Below are 23,265 nucleotides of genomic sequence, written 5' to 3' on the forward strand. Positions count from 1 at the left end.
CTTGTATTCTTCAAAACATTATCGTTATTTTTACACGATTGCCTGAACGCTCCAACCCCCTATCATCTCTGTATGCCTCGCCATCGCACCCCATCCGGCCAAGACGAAGAGCAGTTGTGGAACCAGTTTCGTAGCGGTAACGAAACAGCCTTTGCCCAGTTGTACAAAGACTACGCGCAAGTACTCTACCACTACTGCACACACTTTGCGCAGGATAGACCGCTAATTAAGGACTGCATTCACGATTTGTTCGTGGAGTTATGGAAACATCGGGCCAACATCGGACCTACCACTTCGGTTCGGTACTACCTGATGGCCTCGATCAAACGTAAGTTGGTTCGGCACTTGACGGCTGAGCAGAAAATCAGCAGCCAGGATGATGTTCAAACCGATCTGTTGCCCGGTTGCGACCCCTCGTATGAGTCTACAATCATCGCTTTTGAAGAGGATAGCTTTGTGAATGAGTGCCTGCATAAAGCTATCGAGCGTTTGCCCCGCCGTCAGCGCGAAGCCGTTTATCTTCGTTTCTATCAGAACATGAGTAATGAAGAGATTTCGTCGCTGATGCAGATCAACATTCAGTCGGTATACAATTTAATTTTTGGTGCTTTAAGTAATTTGAAGAAACACGTTACCCTTGATCGCATTCGTCTTTAATTGATTATTCCTGAACCCTTGAAACAAAAAGAGCGGCTGTTAAGGCCGCTCTTTTTAATTAGTTTTCAGTCTACGGTTTACCGTTTTCAGTGGTAGCTGGCGCAAACCAACTGAAAACGGTAGACTGTAAACTATTTCATCAACTGATCCAGAAACTGATACCGGGCTGCGTTCTTTTCCGTTTCGGTACGGGTGTTCACGTCAATATGCAGTACCGGGGCGGGGCCACCTTTGGTTACGGCTGGCCATTTAGGTAAGCCTTTGCCGTTGGGATTGCCGGTTTTGATGAAGTTGGCAAAATAAGCCTGCATGACTTCCGACACTTTGTAGTCGTCGGGCGTCCAGGCATACACCTTGTTGGAGCCGAGGTTGCCCATAGCGTATTCGATCTCAGCCGAGTGTACAGCACCTTTGGCGGGTGGTGCTTTGGGGGCGTTGCTGTCGCGGATAACGCCACCGGCCAGTCCCGGTGTGGCATTGCCCATTTCGGGAGTCATGGGTGGGCGGGGCCGCTCGTAGAAATACCGGTACACAGGTTTGCCTCCTCCCGTTTTTACGTGCATGTCGGTCCATTTCCAGGTACTGAACCCGATAAAGCGATCACCGGCCAGGTCGGTGGCAGCCTGGGTAACTTCGGCCTCTGTCTGACCCGGATACAGTTTCAATACTTCGTCGGCCCGGTCGGGATAGAGCCTTTTGATGTTTTTAGCAAAGTTTTCGGGCGTAGGGGTGTCCTGCCCCAGAATACCACGAGCCCCCGATTCTTCGGAGTTCCAGCCAGCCAGCAACGGCACCTGCGCCTGCTCGCCAGCAGAAAAAATAGCAATAGCTGATTTGGGTAAAAAGTGGCCATCGAGCACGGTGCTAAACCGGGGGCTACCGGGTTGCCCGGTTGCTTCGAGTACTTTGTCGGCCGGAATGGCCCGCAGATCGGCGAGTGAGTTGGCGCCGAGGCTACCTGCAAATTTCACCCCCAGAGCCTCCGCGTCAGACAGGGGCGTGGGGGAGAGGGTACCCAGCAGTGAGCCACTCTCGCCAATGGCGCCAGCAATCAGGTTTTTGGAGCCGGGTGATACCATCTGCGCACTGACAGATACCGAACCGGCCGATTCGCCCGCAATGGTGACGCGTTTAGGGTCGCCCCCGAAAGCGGCAATGTTCTGCTGAACCCAGCGCAGAGCTGCTTGCTGATCGAGCAACCCGTAGTTACCCGATGCCTTGTGGGGCGACTCTTTGGTAAGCTCAGGGTGAGCCATAAAGCCAAACACATTGAGCCGGTAATTGACCGTCAGGGTCACAATACCGCGCTGAGCCATACTTTCACCATCGTATCGGGGCTCTGAGCCGTCGCCCGCGATAAAGCCCCCTCCGTAGAAATACACCAGTACGGGCAACTTTTCCTTACCCGTTTTTGCCGGTGTCCAGACGTTCAGGTACAGACAATCTTCACTCATGCCGTCAGACCGGAAGTTCATGTCGCCGAACACAGGGCGTTGCATGGCTCTTGGCCCAAATTTGTCGGCCTTGCGTATGCCCGACCAATTCTGAGCAGGCTGTGGCTCACGCCAGCGAAGATTACCCACAGGGGGCGCGGCAAACGGAACGCCTTTGAATGACCGAACTCCGCTGGGCTCGGCAACGCCTTCCAGCGTACCGTTGGCTACCTGCACGCGGGGGGGCGTAGCCGACAGATTAGTTTGGGCCATGGCCGCTTGTGTGAGCCCGAAAGCCAAACACAGCAGTACAATGTGTTTTTTCATAAACTACCTGATAAAAAGTTGCTTACCTCCAGTTCAGGAGGCTTTTTGCGTAGCATTCCGCATGCGTACTAAAGCAAAATCGGTCGAATTTCTTACCAAGGGCTATGCACAAAAAAGCCCCACTGCTTAGGGCGGTGGGGCTTACGTATTGGTGCAAAAAGCCTATTTGTTAACAGCCACAATGTAGTCGGCCAGGATCCGCCCCGTTTCGGTCAGGTACAGATCTTTTTTCTTCTTCTTGTCTTTGTCGGCCTGATTGGCGGTAGCCGTGCCAGTTTCATCGATACCCTCCGGGTCTTCGGCTACTTCCTTGCGTAGGGCTTCCCGCTTCTTCTCGGCTTCATCGCGCTCTTTCCGACGCTTGGTTTCCTGCAGTGAAACAACCGTGTTTTCTTTGGCTTTCTTAAACTCAGCCAATTCCTGCGACAGCTTTTTCAGTTCAGGATCGTTTTTCAGACGTGTCTCAAACCGCTCTTTCACCCGGTTCAGAACCTTGTCATTTACGGCATTGGTCAGGTCATAGCGAGTTGCCGGAATCTGATCCCAGGGCAGGGCGCTTGGCTGAGAACTTTCGCCAAACTCTTCGGCCGAGTAACCCGACGGCAATTCGATGTCGGGCGTTACGCCTTTGTGCTGCGTGCTGCTGCCATTAACCCGGTAAAACTTCTGGATCGTCATTTTCACCTGGCCTACTTTGTCGGTCTCTTTGGGCATCCACTGGTTCAGGTCGATGAGCGTTTGCACCGTTCCTTTACCAAATGTTTGGCCACCAACAATAAGGCCGCGTTTGTAGTCCTGAATGGCAGCCGCGAAAATTTCAGAAGCTGACGCACTAAACCGGTTTACCAGTACGGCCATTGGTCCATCGTAGGTTACGCTGGGGTCGAGGTCGCTGTAAACTTCGGTTTCACCCGAGCCTTCACGCACCTGCACCACCGGCCCCTTCTGAATAAACAGACCCGTCAGGTTAATTGCTTCAGTGAGTGAGCCACCGCCATTGTTGCGTAGGTCGATCACAATACCATCAACGCGCTGTTGCTTCAACGAGTCGATCATTCGTTTCACATCGCTGGTAGTGCTGCTGAAGTTTTCTTCACGCTTACGGGCTCCCTCAAAGTCGCGGTAGAACAACGGAATGTTGATTACCCCAAGTTTGTAATTACGGCCGTTTTCGGTCAGCTCAATCACTTCTTTCTTGGCCCGTTGCTCTTCGAGTTTGATTTTCTCCCGAACCAGCCGAACCTCTTTCGGGGCCGAGCTGGCCAGGGCATCGGCCGCCCGAATCTGCAACCGAACAACCGTTGCTTTGGGGCCTTTGATGAGCTTCACCGCATCATCGACCCGGTACCCGATAATACTCACCATCGGGCCGTTGTCGCCCTGAGCTACCCCAACAATTTTATCGTTGGAGTTTAACTGCTTGCTCTTAAACGCAGGGCCACCCGGAATCACATTCGAGATTTTGATGTACTCACCATCTTCCTGCAACATGGCCCCGATGCCCTCCAGCGACTGACTCATTTCCTGATTGAATCGGTCAGCGTTGCTGGGGTTGAGGTAGTTTGTGTGCGGGTCGAGAGCTTCGGCAAAAGCGTTCATGTACATCTGGAACACATCGTCGCTCCGAATCCGGGCCACCGCTTTATCCAGGTTTTTGTACCGTTGGGTAAGCGTTGCGGTAATGGCGCTGTCTTTCTGGCCAGCCAGTTTCAGTTCCAGTGCCTGATTCTTGAGCATTTTGCGCCAGATTTCGTTCAGCTCGCCCGCATCTTTAGCCCAAGGGGCTTTCTCGCGGTTAGTGTTCAGTGTTTCATCAACCGTGAACGTGAACGGTTTTTTCAGCAGGTCCTGTACGTAGGTGCTGCGCTCGGTGTACCGTTTACGAAACACGTTGTAAAACTCGTAGGCCGCCGACAGATCGCCGTTAACCAGCGCATCGTCGACCTGCGTGCGGTACTTATCGAACGCGGCTACATCAGAAGCCAGCAAATACGTTTTGTTCCGATCGACCTGCTCCAGGTAATTATCCCACACTTTCGACGACAGTGAGTCGTTTAACCGAACTTTCCGGTAGTGATAGGTCGTGAGCAAACGGGCTACCGTCTGCTCAACTCTTTCCTGCGAAATAGTTGGCTTTAAATCCTCGTCAGATGAGGCCGTCAGGGCCGAAGCCCCCGCCGTCGCCGTTCCGAATTGGTGCGCACCCGAAGAGGGAGAATCCGGCTGAATGCTCAGAATCAGCACGGGCAATAAGGTTACGAGGTATTTCTTCATAACAGTCAATGTAAGATGAAGAATGTACAATGAATAATGAATTGGGACAGACGGTAAAATCAAAGGTCCGCCAGGCACTATTCATTAACCATTATCCATTTATTTTACAATATCCAGCAATTCCACATCAAAAATCAGTGTTGAGCCGGGGCCAATGTCTGCACCCGCTCCACGATCACCGTATGCCAGATCCGACGGAATGTAAACCGTCCAGCGTGAACCTACGGGCATTAGTTGTAACACTTCGGTCCAGCCCCGGATTACCTCCGTTACGCCGAATTCAGCGGGTTGTCCGCGTTGTTCTGAACTATCAAATACTTTACCATCGATCAGACGGCCGGTGTAGTGCACTTTGACCCGATCGGTGGGGGTGGGCTTGCTACCCGTACCCTCTTTAACCACCTTATACTGTAGACCACTTGTGGTAGTAACTACCCCCGGTTTAGTCTTGTTTTCGGCCAGAAAAGCATTGCCGATCTTTTTGTTGCCTTCAGCAGCTTTGGCACTCTCGGCCTGCCGAACGGCCATTTGTTTCTGCATAAACGCCCCCAGTACCATATTGGCCTGTTCGGGCGTCATGGCCATGTTACCGCCTTTTAGGGCATCGTTGATACCGCGGGCAAGCATGGCTGAATTAATATCGGTGATTCCCTGCTGCTTCATGTTTTGGGCAATATTGAGCCCAATGCTATAGCTGAGTGAATCATTGGTGGTACGCAGACTCATACCGGGAGCAGCCGGAGCCGCCGGGCGAGCACTTGATTTTGCAGGGGTGGGTTTGGGAGCAGTTTTTTTGGCCTGAGCCAGAGCGGAACCGGACAATAAAGCGGCCGATGCTGCACCGGCTAAAAATACTTTGAAAAAGGTCATGCGTATGAAAAACAAGTTATTAAGAACGAATCGTTGCTTAGTATGAAAACGTAAATTACGTAGATAAAAGTTTGGATTAACGGCCTGTGCGCAAAATAATATCTATCGCGTTAAGGACTTTTAACAAACTGCCGCCAACCGGTCAGATTGGCTTGCCGACCCAAATCGTTTCTCTCACAAACGTACAGGCTTCCGGCGTTAGTGCCCCGGTATGCAGAACGCCCACGAAGAAATTAACGAAAAGTGCCGTGACAAAACGAGTCTGAGTGAATTGGCTTCATTAGAAAAGTCTAATAATTAGCCTTGTATTTTAGCGGATCACATCTTTTTATCAAATTTTGTCCCTACCTTTGCGGCCGAAAATCCATCTACTAACAAACGATTTCCACTAATTATATGGTATCCGTAAGACCCGACGAGGTATCCGCCATCCTCCGCGAGCAACTCTCCGGCGCCCGCACCGAGGCAGAACTCGAAGAAGTCGGCACGGTACTGCAAATTGGCGACGGCGTAGCGCGCATCTACGGCTTGTCGAAGGTGCAGGCCGGTGAGTTGCTGATCTTCGAGAACGGTTTGCAGGCCCTGGCGCTGAACCTTGAAGAAGATAACGTAGGAGCTGTATTGCTCGGTGACTATTCTGAAGTCAAAGAGGGCGATACGGTGAAACGTACCAACCAAATTGCATACATCAACGTTGGCGAAGGTATTCTGGGCCGGGTAGTAAATACTCTCGGACAGCCTATCGACGGCCTTGGAGCAATCCAGGGCGAGACGTACGAGATGCCCCTGGAGCGTAAAGCACCGGGTGTAATCTTCCGTCAGCCCGTTAACGAGCCGCTCCAAACTGGTATTAAAGCTATCGACGCCATGATCCCCATCGGCCGCGGCCAACGGGAATTGATCATTGGTGACCGTCAGACGGGTAAGACCGCCGTGGCTATCGATACCATCATTAACCAGAAAGAATTCTACGACAAAGGCCAGCCGGTTTACTGTATCTACGTAGCCTGCGGTCAGAAAGCGTCGACCGTGAAGCAGGTAGAAGCTACGCTCCGCAAAGCCGGTGCGATGGACTACACCGTGATCGTGGCCGCTAACGCATCTGACCCCTCGCCGATGCAGTTCTTCGCGCCGTTTACGGGTGCGGCCATCGGTGAGTACTTCCGGGATACGGGCCGTCCGGCACTGGTTGTTTATGACGACTTGTCGAAGCAGGCTGTAGCCTACCGCGAAGTATCGCTGCTGCTGCGTCGCCCGCCGGGCCGCGAGGCTTATCCTGGTGACGTATTCTACCTGCACAGCCGCTTGCTGGAGCGGGCCGCTAAAATCACGGCTAACGACGAAATCGCGGCCAACATGAACGACTTACCACCGAGCCTCAAAGGGGTTGTCAAAGGTGGTGGTTCGCTCACGGCTCTCCCGATTATCGAGACGCAGGCCGGTGACGTTTCGGCGTACATCCCAACCAACGTAATTTCGATTACCGACGGTCAGATCTTCCTGGAGTCGAACTTGTTTAACTCGGGTATTCGTCCGGCTATCAACGTAGGTATCTCGGTATCGCGGGTAGGTGGTAACGCCCAAATCAAGTCGATGAAGAAAGTAGCCGGTACGCTGAAGCTCGATCAGGCTCAGTTCCGCGAACTTGAAGCATTTGCCAAGTTTGGTTCTGACCTTGATGCGTCGACCAAGCTGACCATTGAGCGGGGTCGCCGGAATCAGGAGATGCTGAAGCAGCCTCAGTACTCACCCGTAGCGGTTGAGCAGCAAGTGGCGATTATCTACGCATCAACCAACGGTCTGCTCGACCGGGTACCTGTTGAGCGCGTGAAAGAATTCGAAAGCGAGTTTGCCCTGATGATGTCAACGCAGCATCCAGCCGCTCTCGAAGACCTGCGCAAAGGGAACCTGAGTGACACTGCTACCTCAGCGATCAAGAAAGTAGCCGCCGACCTGTCGGCCCGTTATTAAAAAGGAGTGGATGGTTTATGGTTTGTAGTTTATAGTACGGTTATCCGTCAGTAAACTATAAACCATGAACTACAAACCATAAACTCACTTAAAATGCCATCACTAAAGGAAGTCCGTAACCGGATTGTCTCGGTAAATTCGACTCAGCAAATCACTAAGGCCATGAAAATGGTGGCCGCTGCCAAGCTTCGCCGGGCGCAGGACAACATCATTCAGATGCGGCCCTACGCGCAGAAACTGAGCGAAATGCTGGGTACGGTGTCAGCCGGGGCCGATGTTGCGGCTGAGAGCCCTTACAAGGCCGTACGGCCGGTTGAGCGGGTGCTGATGATTGTGGTTACCTCAGATCGAGGTCTGTGTGGTGCTTTCAATACCAACGTAGTGAAAGCCGCGCTGACCCGAATCACTGAGCAGTACGCAACGCAGCAAAGCCGGGGTAACGTCGAGATTATGGCCATTGGCAAGAAAGGTGGCGAAGCCTTTGCACGTCGTGGTTTTAAGGTCAACAATCAGTTTGTCGATAGCTTCCTGAACCTGAGTTTTGCCAATGTTCGGGCGGCTGCCGAAAGTGCGATGGAGAGCTTTGTGGCGGGCCGGTACGACGTAGTTGAGCTGGTGTACAACGAGTTCAAAAACGTGGCTACCCAGATTGTTCGGACGGAGCAGATGTTGCCCATCGTTTCGAAGCCAGCGGATGCTACGGCTACAACGGCCTCGGCGGTTAACTACGCGTTTGAGCCTTCAGAAGAAGAAATCATCGCTGAGTTGATTCCCAAGTCGCTGAAAATTCAGTTGTACAAAGCGGTTCTGGAGTCGAATGCGTCGGAGCACGGAGCCCGGATGACAGCAATGGATAAAGCGACCGAAAACGCGGGTGAACTGCTAAAAGAACTTCGGTTGGTATACAACCGGACTCGTCAGGCGGCCATCACGAAAGAGATTCTCGAAATCGTAGGTGGTGCTGAAGCCCTCGCTAACTAATTAGAAGTTTCAATGTCGGTGGTATTGTTTATTTCCACCCGCTGTTGCTGAAATACAAAAGCCCATCACCCTTCCGGTGACGGGCTTTTTCGTTTGGTATCTTTTGGGTACATTTGATAAACAACAATCATGTTTCCATGAAAAAAATATTGCTGATGGGCGCTTTTCTGATGAGCGCTCTTACTATCCAGGCCCAGACTGCTGATGAAGTTATCGAGAAATACATTGCAGCCCGGGGTGGTGCCGACAAGCTCAAGGGCGTGAAGTCGGTTCGGATGGAAACATCGACCTCGCTGATGGGGAATGACATCAAGTCGGTATCAACGATTGTGGCAGGTAAAGGGATGCGTTCCGATGCTACCGTGATGGGGCAAACTATTACGCAGGCCTTCGACGGCACAAAGGGTTGGATGGTAAACCCCCTGGCGGGAAGCAACGATCCGCAGGAGATTCCGGCCGAGATGAGCAAAAGCCTCGCCGATCAGCTCGACCTGACCGGGCCCATTGTGGACTATAAAGCCAAAGGCAATAAAGTTGAGATGTTGGGTAAAGAAGCTGTTGACGGCAAGGATACCTATAAATTGCAGCTGACCCGCCCCGATGGTACGGTGATTACGCACTTTATTAACACGACGAGCTACCTCGACCAAAAAGTGACCAGCAAAACGAAAGTGAACGGTCAGGATGTAGAGGGTGAGGTTTATTTTGACGACTACCGCGCCGTCGACGGAGTGAAGTTTCCGTTTTTGAACGAGATGAGTAACCCGCAGTTTGGCCGGATGAAAATCAAGGTTGAAAAAATTGAAGTGAACCCGACCGTCGACGAGGCCATTTTCAAAATGCCCGCAAAGAAGTAAGGTGTAAAGCCATCGACACTACCCGACCGCTACGGAGCCATACGCTTTGTAGCGGTCGGGTTTTTGTTTGTTGGCCCAATCAGGGCAGACGTTCACAGACGACTGGTGCGCTGACTCTTTTTTCGTAACTTTCGCATACTTTATCACGGCCTGCCAACAACAACAGGCCTGACCCTTAAAACTGCATCTCCTTATGTCTGCTTCTGCCGTTGATCGCCGTTCGTTTTTGAAAGCTGCCGGACTCACCGGTGCTGGTTTATTACTGGGTTTTTCGACTGATGCTGCTGGGATGACCACACTGGTCAATCCGCAATCGGCCGAACCTGCTATCCTGTCGTTTGAGCTGCACCCGTTTATTGTGATCGACAATGCGGGGGGCATTACGCTTATCAATCACCGGCCCGATATGGGGCAGGGGAGCTGGCAGGCCGTGCCCATGATGATTGCCGAAGAACTGGAAGTCGGCATGGATCAAATCAGTATCCGGCAGTCGGATGGATTACGGAAGTACGGCAGTCAGCTGTCGGGCGGGAGTAGCACCGTGCGTACGGGCTGGAAACGCCTGCGCGAAGCCGGAGCTGCAGCCCGGCAGATGTTTACGACGGCCGCGGCCAACCGCTGGAAAGTAGCCGAAACGGAATGCTACGCTGAAAACGGGGCTATTCATCACCGGCCTACACAACGCACGCTGACCTACGGCGAACTAGTCGATGAAGCGAGCAAGCTGCCCGTACCAACTAAACTGACGCTCAAGCCAAAGAGCGACCTGAAACTACTGGGTAAAGCGATGCCCCGCCCCGAGGTGCCCGACAAAGTAACGGGGAAAGCCGTGTTCGGGATGGACGTTGAAGTGCCGGGGATGCTCTATGCCAGTGTGGAACGAAGCCCTGTGATTCACGGCAAAATTGTATCGGTGAATGAAGCGGCTGCCCGTAAAATCCCCGGCGTAAAAGCCGTAATCCGCACTGAACGCCCCATGCCGCACCGCAAGTCGGAGGTGGTGGCGGTATTGGCTACCAACTACTGGGCGGCTCTACAGGGTCGGCGGGCGTTGCAGGTGAAGTGGGATAATGCTGGGTACGACACCCAAATGACCACCGCCCGGTATTTTGCCGAACTCCGGGCGCAGGCCGACGTGGAACCGGCTCCGTACTATACAACTGGCAACTTTGGTCAGGCTTTCGATACCGGTGCTAAAAAACTACAGGCGACCTACGAAACCCCTTTTCTGGCCCACGCGCCCATGGAGCCGGAAGTAGCTATTGCCCATGTGAAACCCGACGGTTCGTGCGAGATATGGGCACCCGTGCAGGGGCCAGATGGGGCTATCGAGCAGGTGTCGGCACATCTGGGCATCAAGCCGGAGCAGGTGAAGGTCAACGTACCATTTCTGGGCGGGGCTTTCGGACGGAAGGCGTATCTTGATTTTGTACTCGAAGCCGTGAACCTGTCAAAAGCGGCCAAAGCGCCGGTTAAGGTGGTCTGGACACGCGAAGACGATATTACGCAGGGACCTTTCCGGCCGGGTATGCTGAGTTCGATGAAGGGCGCCGTAGATGCCAACGGGCAGGTAACGGCGTTTGCTCATACCCTTATTGGGGAGTCGATTCAGGGGCAGGTGTTTGGTTCGCTCAAAGAAGGCACGGCCGATGGCTGGGCCGCCGAGGGTATTGGTAAGCACGAGAGTCCCTACGCGTTTCCGAACGCCCGAGTGGGTTGGAAACACGTAAAAACCGATATTCCGATTGTCTGGTGGCGCTCGGTGTACCCATCGAATAGCTGTTTTGGCCATGAAAGTTTCATCGACGAATTGGCCCACGCTGCCGGTAAAGACCCACTGGCGTTGCGTCTGGACTTGCTGAAAGCTCAAACCGATGGGGAATCGGCCAAATCGGCCAAACGCTTTATTACGGTACTCGAAACTCTGGCGCAGAAGGCCGACTGGAACAAGCCATTGGCAGCTGGGCAGGGTAGAGGAGTGGCTGTTTGTCAATCGTTTGGGAGCATCTGCGCCCACGCCATCTACGTTTCCAAACAAGGTGCGGGGGTGAAAGTGGATCGGGTGGTGACGGTGCTGGATTGTGGTATGTACGTAAACCCCGACAACGTACGTGCCCAAACCGAAGGCAATGTGGTAATGGGACTGACAGCCGCCATTAAAAACGGAATTACGTTTGAGCAGGGACAGGCTCAACAGCAGAATTTCCATAACTATCAACTCCTGCGCCTGCCTGAGACCCCGGCCATGGAAATCCATATTCTGGATAACGAAGAAGCACCCGGGGGTGTGGGTGAGCCCGGTTTGCCGCCTATTGCTCCTGCACTCTGTAACGCGGTGTTTGCGGCTACGGGCAAGCGGATTCGTACGTTGCCGTTCGATAGTATGAATGTTTGACGTTAACGCATAGCACGCCCAAAGCCTGCTTGATACAGGCTTTGGGCGTTACCTTTTCCATCCTATACCATGAAATATTTCCTTTTGCTGGCGGTTGGCATCGCGCTTGCCTTCCGGCCATTTACAGCACCATCGACACAGGGGGCCTGGCGAAAAACCAATGGCAGCGAAACAACTATGCTGTTGGTAGCCGACAACTATTTTATGCAGACCGTTTACACGCCAACTCAGTTTCTGAGCACCCGGGGTGGCACCTGGAAGCAGGACGGCACTAAACTGACCATGAACATTGAGTTTGATTCGGCGGATAGCACCCGGGTAGGTCAGTCACAAACGGCTGAGATGGCCTATAGCGCTACCCAAATGGCGATCATCACGCCCAATGGGCAACAGGTGATGACGCGGGTTGATGAGCCGGGCGATCAAACGCCGATGGCAGGTCTGTGGCGCATCACGGCTCGGGCGAATAACGAAGGCGCCATGACACCCATGCAGCGCGGTGCCCGGAAAACCCTCAAATTGCTAACTGGTACCCGGTTTCAGTGGGCGGCCATCAACCCCGAAACCAAACAGTTTAGCGGTACCGGGGGCGGCACGTACACACTTAAAGATGGTAAGTACACCGAGACTATCGACTTCTTCTCACGTGATAACAGCCGGGTTGGTAAATCACTGACGTTCGATAATAAGCTGACGGGGACGGACTGGCTGCATACCGGCCTTAGTTCGACCGGCGGTAAAGTCAACGAGGTCTGGAGCCGGGAGCGGTAAGCGTATAGAATTACACGAAAGCCGTGCTTACCAAGGCAAGCACGGCTTTCGTGTATCTTACTGATTTTATGTACTTTGTCTATAGTCTACAAGGGTAAAAGTAATGCCCCTGTATAGCCATTAAAAAGGTGATCATATACCATCGCAGGCTACTTATAAAACGTATATATCCGAAATCCTTCCCAACCTACATAAGTTGCCCAAGCGCATGAAGTGCTTAAAGTCCCTGTTTTGGCGGTTGCTGTTTATCATAAGTTTATGCTCCCCTTCGCTGGTGCGGGGGCAGGTCGATACGCTGTTTCGATACGCACCTGACGAGCGTATTTTTAAACTCTGGCAAAACCCGGCCTGGGATGCGATATGGGCCAAACGAGTTACGGCAAAGGATTCTGTCCGGTTGTTTGCGCAACTACGGCAATTACAAACGTTTGCCAATCGTGAGAATGACGACCGATTGTACTGGTACGCAGAGCTTCACAAAATACTTTTCCGGCATCATCTTGTTGATTTTTCGGGCCAGTTCTCGACGGTACTCGATGAGGCTGAACCACTCATGGATCAGTGCCCGGTGCCCGTTGTACGAGCGTCGTTGCTGTATTTTCGAGGCCGGTATTACTTTGGGGAGCTTCAGTTTGAAAAAGGCTTTCGCTTGCTTTTGCAGGCTCAGCAGGAGTTTGAGCGGATTGGGTATCAGAATATTCCTGAGATAAACCAGTATCTGGTGGGTTTAGGGGGGCGTTATTACTTCTTTGAAGAGTACAAGGTATTTCTGCGTTATATGGACCAGGCTTTTCGGTATCCGTTTTTGTCAAGACGGGCTGAAGTATCCGCTTTGCATAGCGTGGGCATGGCGCATCAACAGCTGAAAGATTTCGCAAAAGCAGCTGCCATATTCAGTCAGGCGATTCGAAAAGCGAGGGTTTACCGGGATACTACCTTTTGGGGTATTGCGTCGGTAAGCTACGGGCAGAATCTGCTTGAGCTGAACCAAACTAAGCAGGCGTTGCCGCACCTTTACACCGGTTCTAAACTGAGCCGTCGCGAATCACCGGAACATGCGGCTACGGCGGCAATACATATAGCTAAAGCGTTGCTTGCGCTCAACCGTATTGCTGAGGCCAAGGCGTACATCGAGGAGTCGCGAACGTTAAAGCTTCGCAAAGAGGCCTGGGTCGAATACCCGCTGGTGTACTACCAGGTGCAGGCGCTTTATTATCGAAAAACAGGCGATTTCCCTAAAGCGACGCTTTATCTGGACTCAACAATTCAGGTGAAAGACTCGCAACGGGCTTTGTTTAGTAACCAACTGCTCAATAATACGCAGATTCGAATCAACGCCGAACGGTATTTGAGTAGCCTACAGGCATTAGATGCTGAGAAAGCCAACGCCATTCTGGTCCGTAATATTATCATCGTCGCTTTGGTGTTGCTTACAGCGGCTGGTGTGTACGCACTCAGTCAAAACCAATTAAAACGCCGACGGGAAAAACAGGTACAGACCGAACAGCAGAAACGCGCCGAAGAGTTGCTGGCACATGCTACAGCGCAGCTTAATCAGCACATGACGTACCTGAAAGAGAAAAATGAGCTAATTGAAAAACTGGCGGCCGATCTGGCCCAGGCGACACCCAGCGAGGCTTCGTCGGCGCGGTCGGAGACTCACGTACCCGTTGAAGATCTTCTCCAACGTACCCTGATTACCGAAGCTGACTGGCAACGGTTCAAGCGACTGTTTGAGCAGGTGCACCCCGGTTTTCTCGATTCATTACAGGACAAATATCCCGAACTGACAACCGCTGAGGTCCGTTTACTGACGTTGTCGAAGCTCGAAATCCCATCTAAAGACATGGGTTTTATTCTGGGTGTTAGTCAGGATAGTGTCCGAAAGGCGCGCTATCGGCTACGCCGAAAACTCGAACAGCGTCACCCCGATACGACGCTGGAAAGCCTGATTCGCTCTTTGTAGGTGCCCGGGTAAGCTCAGATTCAGTTAATTACGAACATGTCCACGCTTTGTCCACGGCCGTTTTTAGGCTTGTCGACGGCGTGGACTTTGTTTTGTGTGGTTCAGCAACTCCCTCCCAATGCATCACTCACGTTCTCCAATCGTCGATGTCGAAAAGCAGAGATGGTTTCTCAAACTGATCTGTCTGCTGCTAACGGCGGCTCTATTGGTTACCGCTGTTTCGATTTACTACGCCTACAAAGTGAAGCAGTTAGAAAATAAGGGAGCGGCAATTGTTGAGGCCGCTTCCAATACCGGAGTCGAACTAAATCAACAAATCCCCATCAAACACAAGCGTATGACCGGCTCTACCTTATGAAACATCTTTTCCTGTTCTATTCCTGCCTGTTAGTTTTCCTGCTTTCCTTCGTAGTGCCAAACCGGGCTGAGGCTCAGGTGTCAATTCTGGGAGCTTACCCAAACACAGCTGTCAGTAAAGGGGGGAGTGTGGTTGTCTCACCCAGCAGTGCTCAAACAGGCCTGAGTGGCCTGAGTGCTAAAACCTCTCCTGATTTTAGAGGCCATTTGGTGGCTGATCCGGTCACGGGTCGGGTTCGAGTCTCGAATGCATATCCGGCTGGAGTATATTCGGTGACGGTAACAACGTATGTGGGGACCGTTTTTCCGTTACCAGGTTTGCAACGGACGTTTACCCTGACCGTTGGGGAGGGCGCCATTTGTACAACAGGATCTTTGTTTAGCCCGACGATCGAAGTTGCCAACAGCAGAGGGGCCGACTTTTCGACCGTGGGCGACGTTAATAACGATGGCAAGCTGGATCTATTAGTGTGTGAACAGAACGCGTCGGCGGTGTCTATTCATCTCGGAGACGGTACTGGACGTTTTACAAAGTTTGGTTCGGTTCCTACCGGTGGATCTTCTATCCATATTGATGTGGGTGACCTGAATAATGATGGCAAACTGGATATAGTGTGTACGAATCTAGTCCAATCGACTATCGCGATTCGATATGGTGATGGTACTGGCGGATTTATGGGAACTACTAACCTGGCTGTTGGAGAAGACCCCTATAAGTCAATCATTAGAGATATTAATCAAGATGGTAAGCTCGACCTTCTAACTGCCTGTCGGAGTGGGCAATCTGTTTCGGTATTCCTGGGCAGTGGCTTGGTGAATGGGTTTCAGGCTATGCCTGATGTATCTATCGCCAATGACGTGCTCGATATAGCAGCTGATGACATTAACGGGGATGGGAAACTTGATTTTGTAACGGCAAACGGCGACAGTCACAACGTGTCAATCCGGTTGGGCGACGGAGCCGGGGGTTTCACAGCAAGACCTGATATTTCAATTGATAATAACTCTTTCCCGGGGGCTATATCACTGGGTGATATGAACGGCGATGGAACTCCAGAGTTAGTTGTGGCCGGTTTGAGAAATACGACTGCTCTGTTTCTGAATATTTCTAAGTCAAACGACCCAATATTTGGTACTCCAGGCACGGCCATTTTTGGAAATCGTATAAATGTGAGCGAAGATGGTGGCTACGTTGCGTTGGCAGATATCAATAATGATGGGAAAGCGGATATTCTTACGACCCGATCAATTTACGACGGAGGTCTGCGGATATATCTTGGTAACGGGCAGTTTAATTTCACGCCCGTGGATATCTCCGGCCCTCACACTGATCAACTAAGTTTAGGAGATCTGAATAATGATGGCTATCTGGATTTTGTGGCTCAAATCCCTGCTATTAGAACGGTAACTCGTTATTTGGGTTGTCAGAGTCCCCCAGCTGTTAACGCTCCAGACTTATTGCTAACTCCCGGCACAAATACGGTCATGCCTATTGCCACGGTGAGTCAGCTGGGTAGCACTCCAAGCAGTTTATCGCTCACCGTTCGTTCAGAGTCTGCGCTAAGCGATATCAACATAAACGGTATAGCAAATACAAACGGTACTATTCGTGCCAATGTGTTTGTTGATTGCAACGCTGGCTCTGGACGATTTGCTTTGATCGTTACCGATGGGTTACTGGTTACGGAGAGTACCCTGCAAGTGAACGTAACACCACTGTCTATACGTAGTCAACCTGCCTCTGCATCGACGGTGACGCCGGGATCAACTATTTCAACTGGCGTTTCTGTTTCGGCGACTGCTCTGCTATCGTACCAGTGGTTCCGAAACCATACACCTGTGAGCGGGCAGACCTCGGCTACCCTGTCGTTGTCTAATGTCCAGACAACCGATGCCGGTGCCTACCGCGTGGTGGTGTCCAGTCCTTGTAACAGCGTGACTTCAACCCCATTTAATCTGTATATACCACCGTTCACAGTGACTCCGGTGCCCGTTTCTGTATCGAGGAACAGCACGGCACAATCGGTCACACTGGCAACTATAAATAGCACGACTGGGGTATCTGCCAACCTGACGGTAACTATAAACAATAGCGCATCGGCCACGAACAATGCTATAACGGTTAGTAACCTTGGTAAGGTCAATGGTGCCGTTACGGCTGATATACGAACGACCTGTGCATCTAGCCCAGCTACGTTTGTTCTTACAGTCTCCGACGGAATACAGAGTACGTCTGTTTTGGTGGGGGTTGATCTTCTTCCTTCTCCTTTGCCGCTGATTACCAGTGAGCCTGCATCCTCGTCGGCGGTCGAAGCGGGGGCTACTGTGCTAGTCCGCTTCGAGGTTCGGGCGAGCGATCCTGTTGCTTACCAATGGTATCGGGGTGGTTCGTCGCTAAGGGGGCAAACGGAGCCTACTCTGACCCTGAGCGATGTACAGGCGAGTTCGGCCGGGACTTACTACGCAGTAGCCATAACCGGTTGCATAAGCTTGACATCCAGTACGTTTAGCCTATCGGTCAATGTACCCACCGTTATTACCATTACCCCGGCCGACCCGCTACAGCTTTTAGTAGCCGAGGGTGGGAGTGTGCTGAACCGGATGTTGGCTACGGTAAGTACGACTAATGGAAGCCCGGCTAATCTAACCGTAACAATAAATGGTAGTTCTTCTGCCACGCTCAACGGCCTATCAGTAACTAATTTGGTGAACAATAATGGAACCATTCAGGCTAATCTGGCCGCTACTTGTGGTGCCCTGTCAGGCCTGTTTACCCTTATGGCTACCGATGGTATTGTGAGTGGTTCGGCACAGGTACGTATCGGCATAGCGCCAACGTTACAGGCTTTGGCCATTACAAGCCAGCCCGTTGCGGCATCGAGCGTACGGACGGGGGCAAGTGTGACTGCCGCTGTAGGCGCCGTCAGTAGCAATCCGATTACGTATCAATGGTATAAGGATGGTCAGCCAGTAAGTGGACAAACGTCCGCTGTGCTGAGTCTGACGAGTGTTCGGACGGGTAGTTCGGGGGTATATAACGTCGTAATCACCAGTATTTGCCAGAGTGTAACGTCAACGCCTTTCACCTTGCAGGTTGAAGGTCCGCCTATTCGTTTGTACGTGCGGGCTAATGCGACCGGTGCTGGTACGGGTTTGAATTGGCAGGACGCCTTCACTGATCTGCAGTCGGCTCTGACGTATGCTAACCGAGCCGAACTGACCGAAATATGGGTGGCTTCTGGAATTTATAAGCCCTCCGGGGGGGGGACAGACCGTAGTCTTAGCTTCATCATGCTCCCAAATGTGGCCATTTACGGTGGCTTTGTGGGTACAGAAACTCAGCTGAGTGCGCGGCCGACGGTCAGTATAACCGCTCCATCTGGCACGACGTTGTCGGGCGACATTGGGCTGGTTGGTAACGCTGACGACAACAGCTACCATGTTATAAAAACCCCCACCGGGTCCATAGCCCCGGCGCTGCTTGATGGATTCGTGATCACGGGTGGTAACGCCAATGGTAATGAAACCAATCTTTTTGACAGAGGTGGTGGCTTGTACAACGCCAGTATGAACCTGACGATTCGTAACTGCGGGTTTGTGGGTAACGTGGCCCGTGAGCAAGGGGGCGGTATTTGTACCGAAGGGGGGAGTCTGGCGGTGCAAAACAGCTGGTTTAGCAGCAATAATGGTGGTCTCAACGGGGGGGGCGTTTACGGCGGAGGAAATGCCCAGTTTGTGAACTGTTCGTTTTTCGACAATCGGGCAGCGGATAACGGAGGTGCCTTTTTTAACGCTGGTCAATTGAATGTGTCTTTTTTGAACTGCTCATTTCTGCGCAATGTATCTTTTGACGGTGGGGCGCTGACCAATGGTATGGGGAGTGTTCAGTTGACCAACTGTATCGTCTGGAACAATGGCGGCATATTCACATTCAGTGGTGGCAATATTATGGCTACCTACAGTTTGTTCGATATTGCCGAGTCTGGTTCTGGGTACAGTGGTTCCAATAATCTCGTTAGTAGCGTTTCTCCGTTTGTCTCTGCAACAAGTACCCAAATCACGGGCTGTTCGCCAGCCGTAAACGCAGGCAATCCAGTCACAACCACCGTTACAGCCAGTAGTCTCGATTTGGCGGGTAATGCACGGTTGTCTGGCGGGCGGATCGACATCGGGGCCTTTGAATTTCAGGGCGAGCCCCAGCAATCAGTACTGATTACCAGTCAGCCCACGGCTGGTACGGTAGTTAGCCTTGGGAGCGTGGTTTTGGCGGGCGTAAATGTGAGCGGGACTGGGCCGTATGCCTATCAGTGGTACCGGAATGGTCAGGCTGTAGCCGGACAAACCTCCGCTATTCTGAGCCTGACTAATGTACAGCTTACTGATGGGGGAAACTACCGGGCCGTTGTTAGCACTGCCTGTAACAGCGTAACCTCAACGGTATTTAGCTTGTCGGTGGTCGTTACAAGACTATATGTGCGGGCCAATGCCACCGGGGCCAACACAGGACTGAGCTGGCAGGATGCGTACACCGATCTGCAATCGGCTCTTACCAATTCGCAGATCAATGCCGCCGAGATTTGGGTAGCGGGTGGGGTCTATAAACCCACAACGGGTACTAACCGAAATACGAGCTTTGTGGTAAAGCCCGGCACCCGACTATTTGGGGGCTTTCTCGGTACCGAGACTGAGCGGAGCCAACGCCCGGCTATTAATGTGGCGGTGCCATCCAGTTCAACCTTGTCGGGCGATATTGGCACGTTGGGCACTTTAAGTGATAATAGCTACCATGTCGTTGTGGGACAGGCCGGATTAAGCCCGGCTGATGGGCTCGATGGGTTTGTGATTATGGGTGGCAATGCCAACGGCAATGTGGCTAGTGTAAGCGGAAACGGACTGGGGGGCGGTTTGTATCTTCAGGGAATTGGTAGCGGACAGTTTTGTAGCCCTACAATCAGAAACTGCCTGTTTGCCAATAACCAGGCGAATAATGGCGGAGCTGTCTGCACTGATGCCAGCAACGGCGGCAATACCAGCCCAATCTTCGAACGATGCACCTTCAGCGGTAACGGAGCGCAGTTCTGGGGGGGAGCCGTTTCGAACTATGCCCCGCAAAATGGAACGGGTAATCCAAGGTTTCTGAACTGTTCATTCATCAACAATGGAGCTGTTTCGAAAGGTGGGGCTGTTTATAGTGCCCTGTACACGGTCAATAGCCGGGTGACTCTACTCAATTGCTCAATACAGAGCGGTGGTACCCTGTATAATGAAGAGGGTGCCGGTCGAATGGTTTTAACCAATTGTTTACTCTGGGATACCTTTGGTAGGGCAGTGATACAAAGTGCCGTTACAGCTAACTACTGCCTTTTCAGGGCCACTGAAACTAACTACACAGGGGTTGGAAATGTATTGGCAAGTTACTCGCCTTTTGAATCGACAACCAGCACAAAACTAGCGATTGCCTGTTCGCCCGCAGTTGACGCGGGCGATCCAGAAACAACGGTCGGAACGGCGGGTACGGCCGATGGTTTTGATAATTTGCGGATTGTGGGCGGTCGAGTCGATATTGGTGCATACGAACTGCAATCGACCCCACCCGTGGTCTCGCGTATATACGTAAACGCGTCGGCCACTGGAGCCAACACGGGCCTAACCTGGGCGGATGCGTTGACAGATCTCCAGATGGCCTTGTCATATCCATGCAAGCAACTGCGCGAAATCTGGGTAGCTGCGGGTTCATATCGACCGGCCCCTCAAACCAGTTTTTCCATGCGTCCCGAGGTAGCCATATACGGTGGGTTTGTGGGTACAGAAACTGAGTTGAGTCAGCGTCCGGCTATCAACCTGACCATTCCGTCCTCAACTTCCTTGTTAGGCAACGGTCGCCCCATTGTTAGCAACGGCCCCGGTTTAACCGAAGCGGCTGTTTTGGATGGGTTTGTTCTGGCTAATAATACGTCACTTGTTGATGGGGGCGGACTGGTTAACGACGGATCGGGAGCAGGCAACAGTTGCTCTACCCTGATTCAGAAGTGTTGGTTTGTCAACAACTCAGCGGTAAGAGGGGGGGGCATTTATAGTAATGGATCAAACGGAGGCCGAAGCGGAGCTTTGATTCGCGAATGTGTATTTGTAAACAATTTTGCTTCGGAAGGAGGAGCAATTTGCACCGACAACCGGGATCTGGCGGGTCGGTTGGTCATAGAGAACTCGATATTTCGGAATAACAAGGGGCAGTTTCAGGGCGGAGCAGTATGGGGGGATGGTACTGTAGAGATTTCAAACTGCTTGTTTGAAGCGCACAGTAATCCTAATTGCTACGGAACAATGTACAGCAGGGGTATGGTCAGTATTGACAACTCTACGTTTCGGCATGCTGATGGCCTGTATTCCGGGCTATATTTTGAGGGGGATTTTATACAAATTAATAATTCCGAGTTTTCTGATCAGATTGCTAGTCAGGAGTCTTCGCTCATCACGAGCGGACGGGTCACCAATTGTCGGTTTCTGCGCAACCGGTCATTTGCACCGTTGCTTACGACCGGTACCGTTACAATTGATAAGTGCTTGTTCGAGGATAACCAGTGTAGCCTGGCTGGGGCTATAAAGGGAGCAGCAAACCTGACCGTATCAAACAGCACATTTGTGCGAAACTCGAGCGGGCGCTTGGCCGGCGTGTTTGATGCCGGCACTTTTTGGGGCGGGGGTGAACGAAAGTTCTTGTTTACCAACTGCGTATTTGCCCATAATCGGGGTGGACCGTCAGGTAAATTGTTTTCTGGGCGCGAAAGTACCGGCGAATTTGTAAACTGTTCATTTTACGACAACTATACCGAAGTCGTTTCGGGTCCAGAAGCAAGATTTTCAGCTAAAATCACCAACTGTGTATTTGGGAATAACCGGGGACAAAATCTTTTCTCCAATGCAGATCTAACCGCTAACTATAGTGTGCTGGAACAAGGCGAAATGGCCAGCATAGCCGGAGCCAATAATATTATTGTCACAACGTCGCCGTTTGCCACTACTAACAGTGCAGAGCTGTCTGCATGCTCTCCGGCCATCAACGCGGGCGACCCGGCCACTACTACTGCTATTGTTGGGGTTACGGATCTGGCGGGAAACTCACGTTTTGTTGGGGCGCGCATCGATATGGGGGCACTGGAGTTTCAGGGGGGGGTACTTCAGCCCCTCGCCATTACTACTCAGCCGGTGGTCGGCACGGTGGTGCAGCCCGGCAGTGTGGTAACAACCGTAATCGGCGTTATGGGTACTGGGCTCATCGCCGTCCAATGGTATAAGGACGGTCAGCCAGTAAGTGGACAAGCGTCGGCTATGCTGAGTCTGACCAATGTGCAGCGGGCTGATGCGGGTAATTATTTTGCGGTAGTGACTGATGGCTGTACAAGCCTGACATCCAATAGCTTTAATCTGGATGTAGCCGGGCTCAGTAATTTCACCGTTTGCTCAGGGCAGACCGTAAGTCTGACGGCTTCGGGTGGAGAGTCATACACACTACTCAATACCGGACTAATCAATACCACGGGAATTTTTGTGGTTTTGCCTACCGGTACAACCACATATACGGTACTGGTAAGTACACCGACTGGTACGCAACTGACTCTAACAAGTCTGGTAACAATGCTGGAGCAGCATCCTGATTACGCACCCCTGGCCGATTTATACCAGGCTACCAACGGAATAGCCTGGCTGAACCGAACGGGTTGGCTGGAAAGTTGCAACCCTTGCTCGGGCTGGTACGGGGTGAGTTGCCAGAACGGGCGGGTGGTGAGCCTGAGCCTGTCGGCTAATGGTCTGGTTGGTTTACTTCCTGCGAGTTTGCCGGTATTGAATCAGTTGCAATATCTTGATCTTAGTAACAATCTGTTGCAGGGCTGTTTTCCGGCTTCCTTAACGGCTCTATGTACCTTGCCGACGAAGAATTTCGCGGGGAATACAGGACTGCCCGGTGGGGGGGATTTTGGGGCTTTCTGCGAACGTGGGGTAGGAAGTGATGCGTTACTGGTGTCATTGGTCGCCAGTCGTGATCGGGTATGTGCGGGCGATGGCGTAGTGCTTGAAGCACGAGTGCAGGGCACCGGTCCCTTCACCTATCAATGGTACAGTGGCGCGGTATTACTCTCGGGTGAGACCGGCCCCCGGCTGGAGTTGGGTAACCTACGGCAAAGTACAAACTACCGAGTGGTTGTGGTGGGGAGCTGCCCCACGGGAGTCAATTAGTTGTAATGTTACTTATTGAAACCATTTAGAACCAGTTGCTTAGCTGCATTGCCAACCAGTGCAGATGCTGTTTTGATCCGGCATATGGTAGAACTACCCGCCAGTTATCAGGGCCGAGCACTGCGGGTGAGCTACGAAGCAGGCCAACGGCTGAAATTTAACCCCGCCAGT

At 52.1% G+C, this 23,265-nt stretch carries 12 protein-coding genes and 1 pseudogene; 10 read left to right on the plus strand and 3 right to left on the minus strand.

Annotation, left to right across the window (positions count from 1 at the left end; all coding sequences use genetic code 11):
* Positions 1–72: 72 nt before the first annotated feature.
* Entirely contained in the window at positions 73–657 is a 585-nt protein-coding gene (locus tag RUDLU_RS0121275; RefSeq protein ID WP_019990455.1) for an RNA polymerase sigma factor, read from the plus strand.
* 131 nt (positions 658–788) lie between these two features.
* Here RUDLU_RS0121275 and RUDLU_RS0121280 read toward each other — a convergent pair whose 3' ends face one another.
* The 3 genes from RUDLU_RS0121280 to bamJ all read right to left on the minus strand — a co-directional run bounded on the left by RUDLU_RS0121280 (position 789) and on the right by bamJ (position 5,561).
* Positions 789–2,417 (minus strand): carboxylesterase/lipase family protein, encoded by a 1,629-nt coding sequence (locus RUDLU_RS0121280; protein WP_019990456.1) that lies wholly within the window; start codon positions 2,415–2,417, stop codon positions 789–791.
* A 162-nt stretch (positions 2,418–2,579) separates the two neighbouring features.
* On the minus strand, positions 2,580–4,691 hold the full coding sequence (locus RUDLU_RS0121285) for a carboxy terminal-processing peptidase (RefSeq protein ID WP_019990457.1): 2,112 nt from the start codon (positions 4,689–4,691) through the stop codon (positions 2,580–2,582).
* Positions 4,692–4,790: 99 nt separating this feature from the next.
* Positions 4,791–5,561 carry a BamJ family beta-barrel-assembly machinery protein gene (bamJ, locus tag RUDLU_RS0121290; RefSeq protein ID WP_019990458.1) on the minus strand — a complete coding sequence of 257 codons (771 nt, stop codon included), beginning with the start codon at positions 5,559–5,561 and terminating at the stop codon, positions 4,791–4,793.
* A gap of 396 nt (positions 5,562–5,957) precedes the next feature.
* Here bamJ and atpA point away from each other — a divergent pair, with 396 nt between their 5' ends.
* From atpA to RUDLU_RS0121335, 9 genes and pseudogenes are all read left to right on the plus strand, one after another.
* Positions 5,958–7,532: a F0F1 ATP synthase subunit alpha gene (gene atpA / locus RUDLU_RS0121295; RefSeq protein WP_019990459.1), complete on the plus strand. Its 1,575-nt coding sequence runs from the start codon at positions 5,958–5,960 to the stop codon at positions 7,530–7,532.
* A 93-nt stretch (positions 7,533–7,625) separates the two neighbouring features.
* Entirely contained in the window at positions 7,626–8,513 is an 888-nt protein-coding gene (atpG, locus tag RUDLU_RS0121300; RefSeq protein ID WP_027303277.1) for an ATP synthase F1 subunit gamma, read from the plus strand.
* A gap of 137 nt (positions 8,514–8,650) precedes the next feature.
* The gene (locus RUDLU_RS0121305; protein ID WP_019990461.1) at positions 8,651–9,370 is read left to right on the plus strand and encodes a LolA-like protein; all 720 of its coding nucleotides are present in this window, start codon (positions 8,651–8,653) and stop codon (positions 9,368–9,370) included.
* 193 nt (positions 9,371–9,563) lie between these two features.
* Positions 9,564–11,765 carry a xanthine dehydrogenase family protein molybdopterin-binding subunit gene (locus RUDLU_RS0121310; RefSeq protein ID WP_019990462.1) on the plus strand — a complete coding sequence of 734 codons (2,202 nt, stop codon included), beginning with the start codon at positions 9,564–9,566 and terminating at the stop codon, positions 11,763–11,765.
* 69 nt (positions 11,766–11,834) lie between these two features.
* Positions 11,835–12,536: a hypothetical protein gene (locus tag RUDLU_RS0121315; RefSeq protein ID WP_019990463.1), complete on the plus strand. Its 702-nt coding sequence runs from the start codon at positions 11,835–11,837 to the stop codon at positions 12,534–12,536.
* A gap of 208 nt (positions 12,537–12,744) precedes the next feature.
* On the plus strand, positions 12,745–14,502 hold the full coding sequence (locus tag RUDLU_RS0121320) for a helix-turn-helix transcriptional regulator (protein WP_019990464.1): 1,758 nt from the start codon (positions 12,745–12,747) through the stop codon (positions 14,500–14,502).
* Between the two features lie 118 nt (positions 14,503–14,620).
* Positions 14,621–14,860, plus strand: a complete 240-nt coding sequence (locus RUDLU_RS0121325; protein ID WP_019990465.1) for a hypothetical protein — start codon at positions 14,621–14,623, stop codon at positions 14,858–14,860.
* Positions 14,857–16,227: pseudogene (locus tag RUDLU_RS30635) on the plus strand (FG-GAP repeat domain-containing protein); the annotation flags it as partial. The gene RUDLU_RS0121325 and the pseudogene RUDLU_RS30635, both read left to right, overlap by 4 nt.
* 900 nt (positions 16,228–17,127) lie before the next feature.
* Positions 17,128–23,094, plus strand: a complete 5,967-nt coding sequence (locus RUDLU_RS0121335) for a choice-of-anchor Q domain-containing protein (RefSeq protein WP_245581699.1) — start codon at positions 17,128–17,130, stop codon at positions 23,092–23,094.
* Positions 23,095–23,265: the final 171 nt, after the last annotated feature.

The sequence above is a fragment of the Rudanella lutea DSM 19387 genome (assembly GCF_000383955.1).
GTDB lineage: Bacteria > Bacteroidota > Bacteroidia > Cytophagales > Spirosomataceae > Rudanella > Rudanella lutea.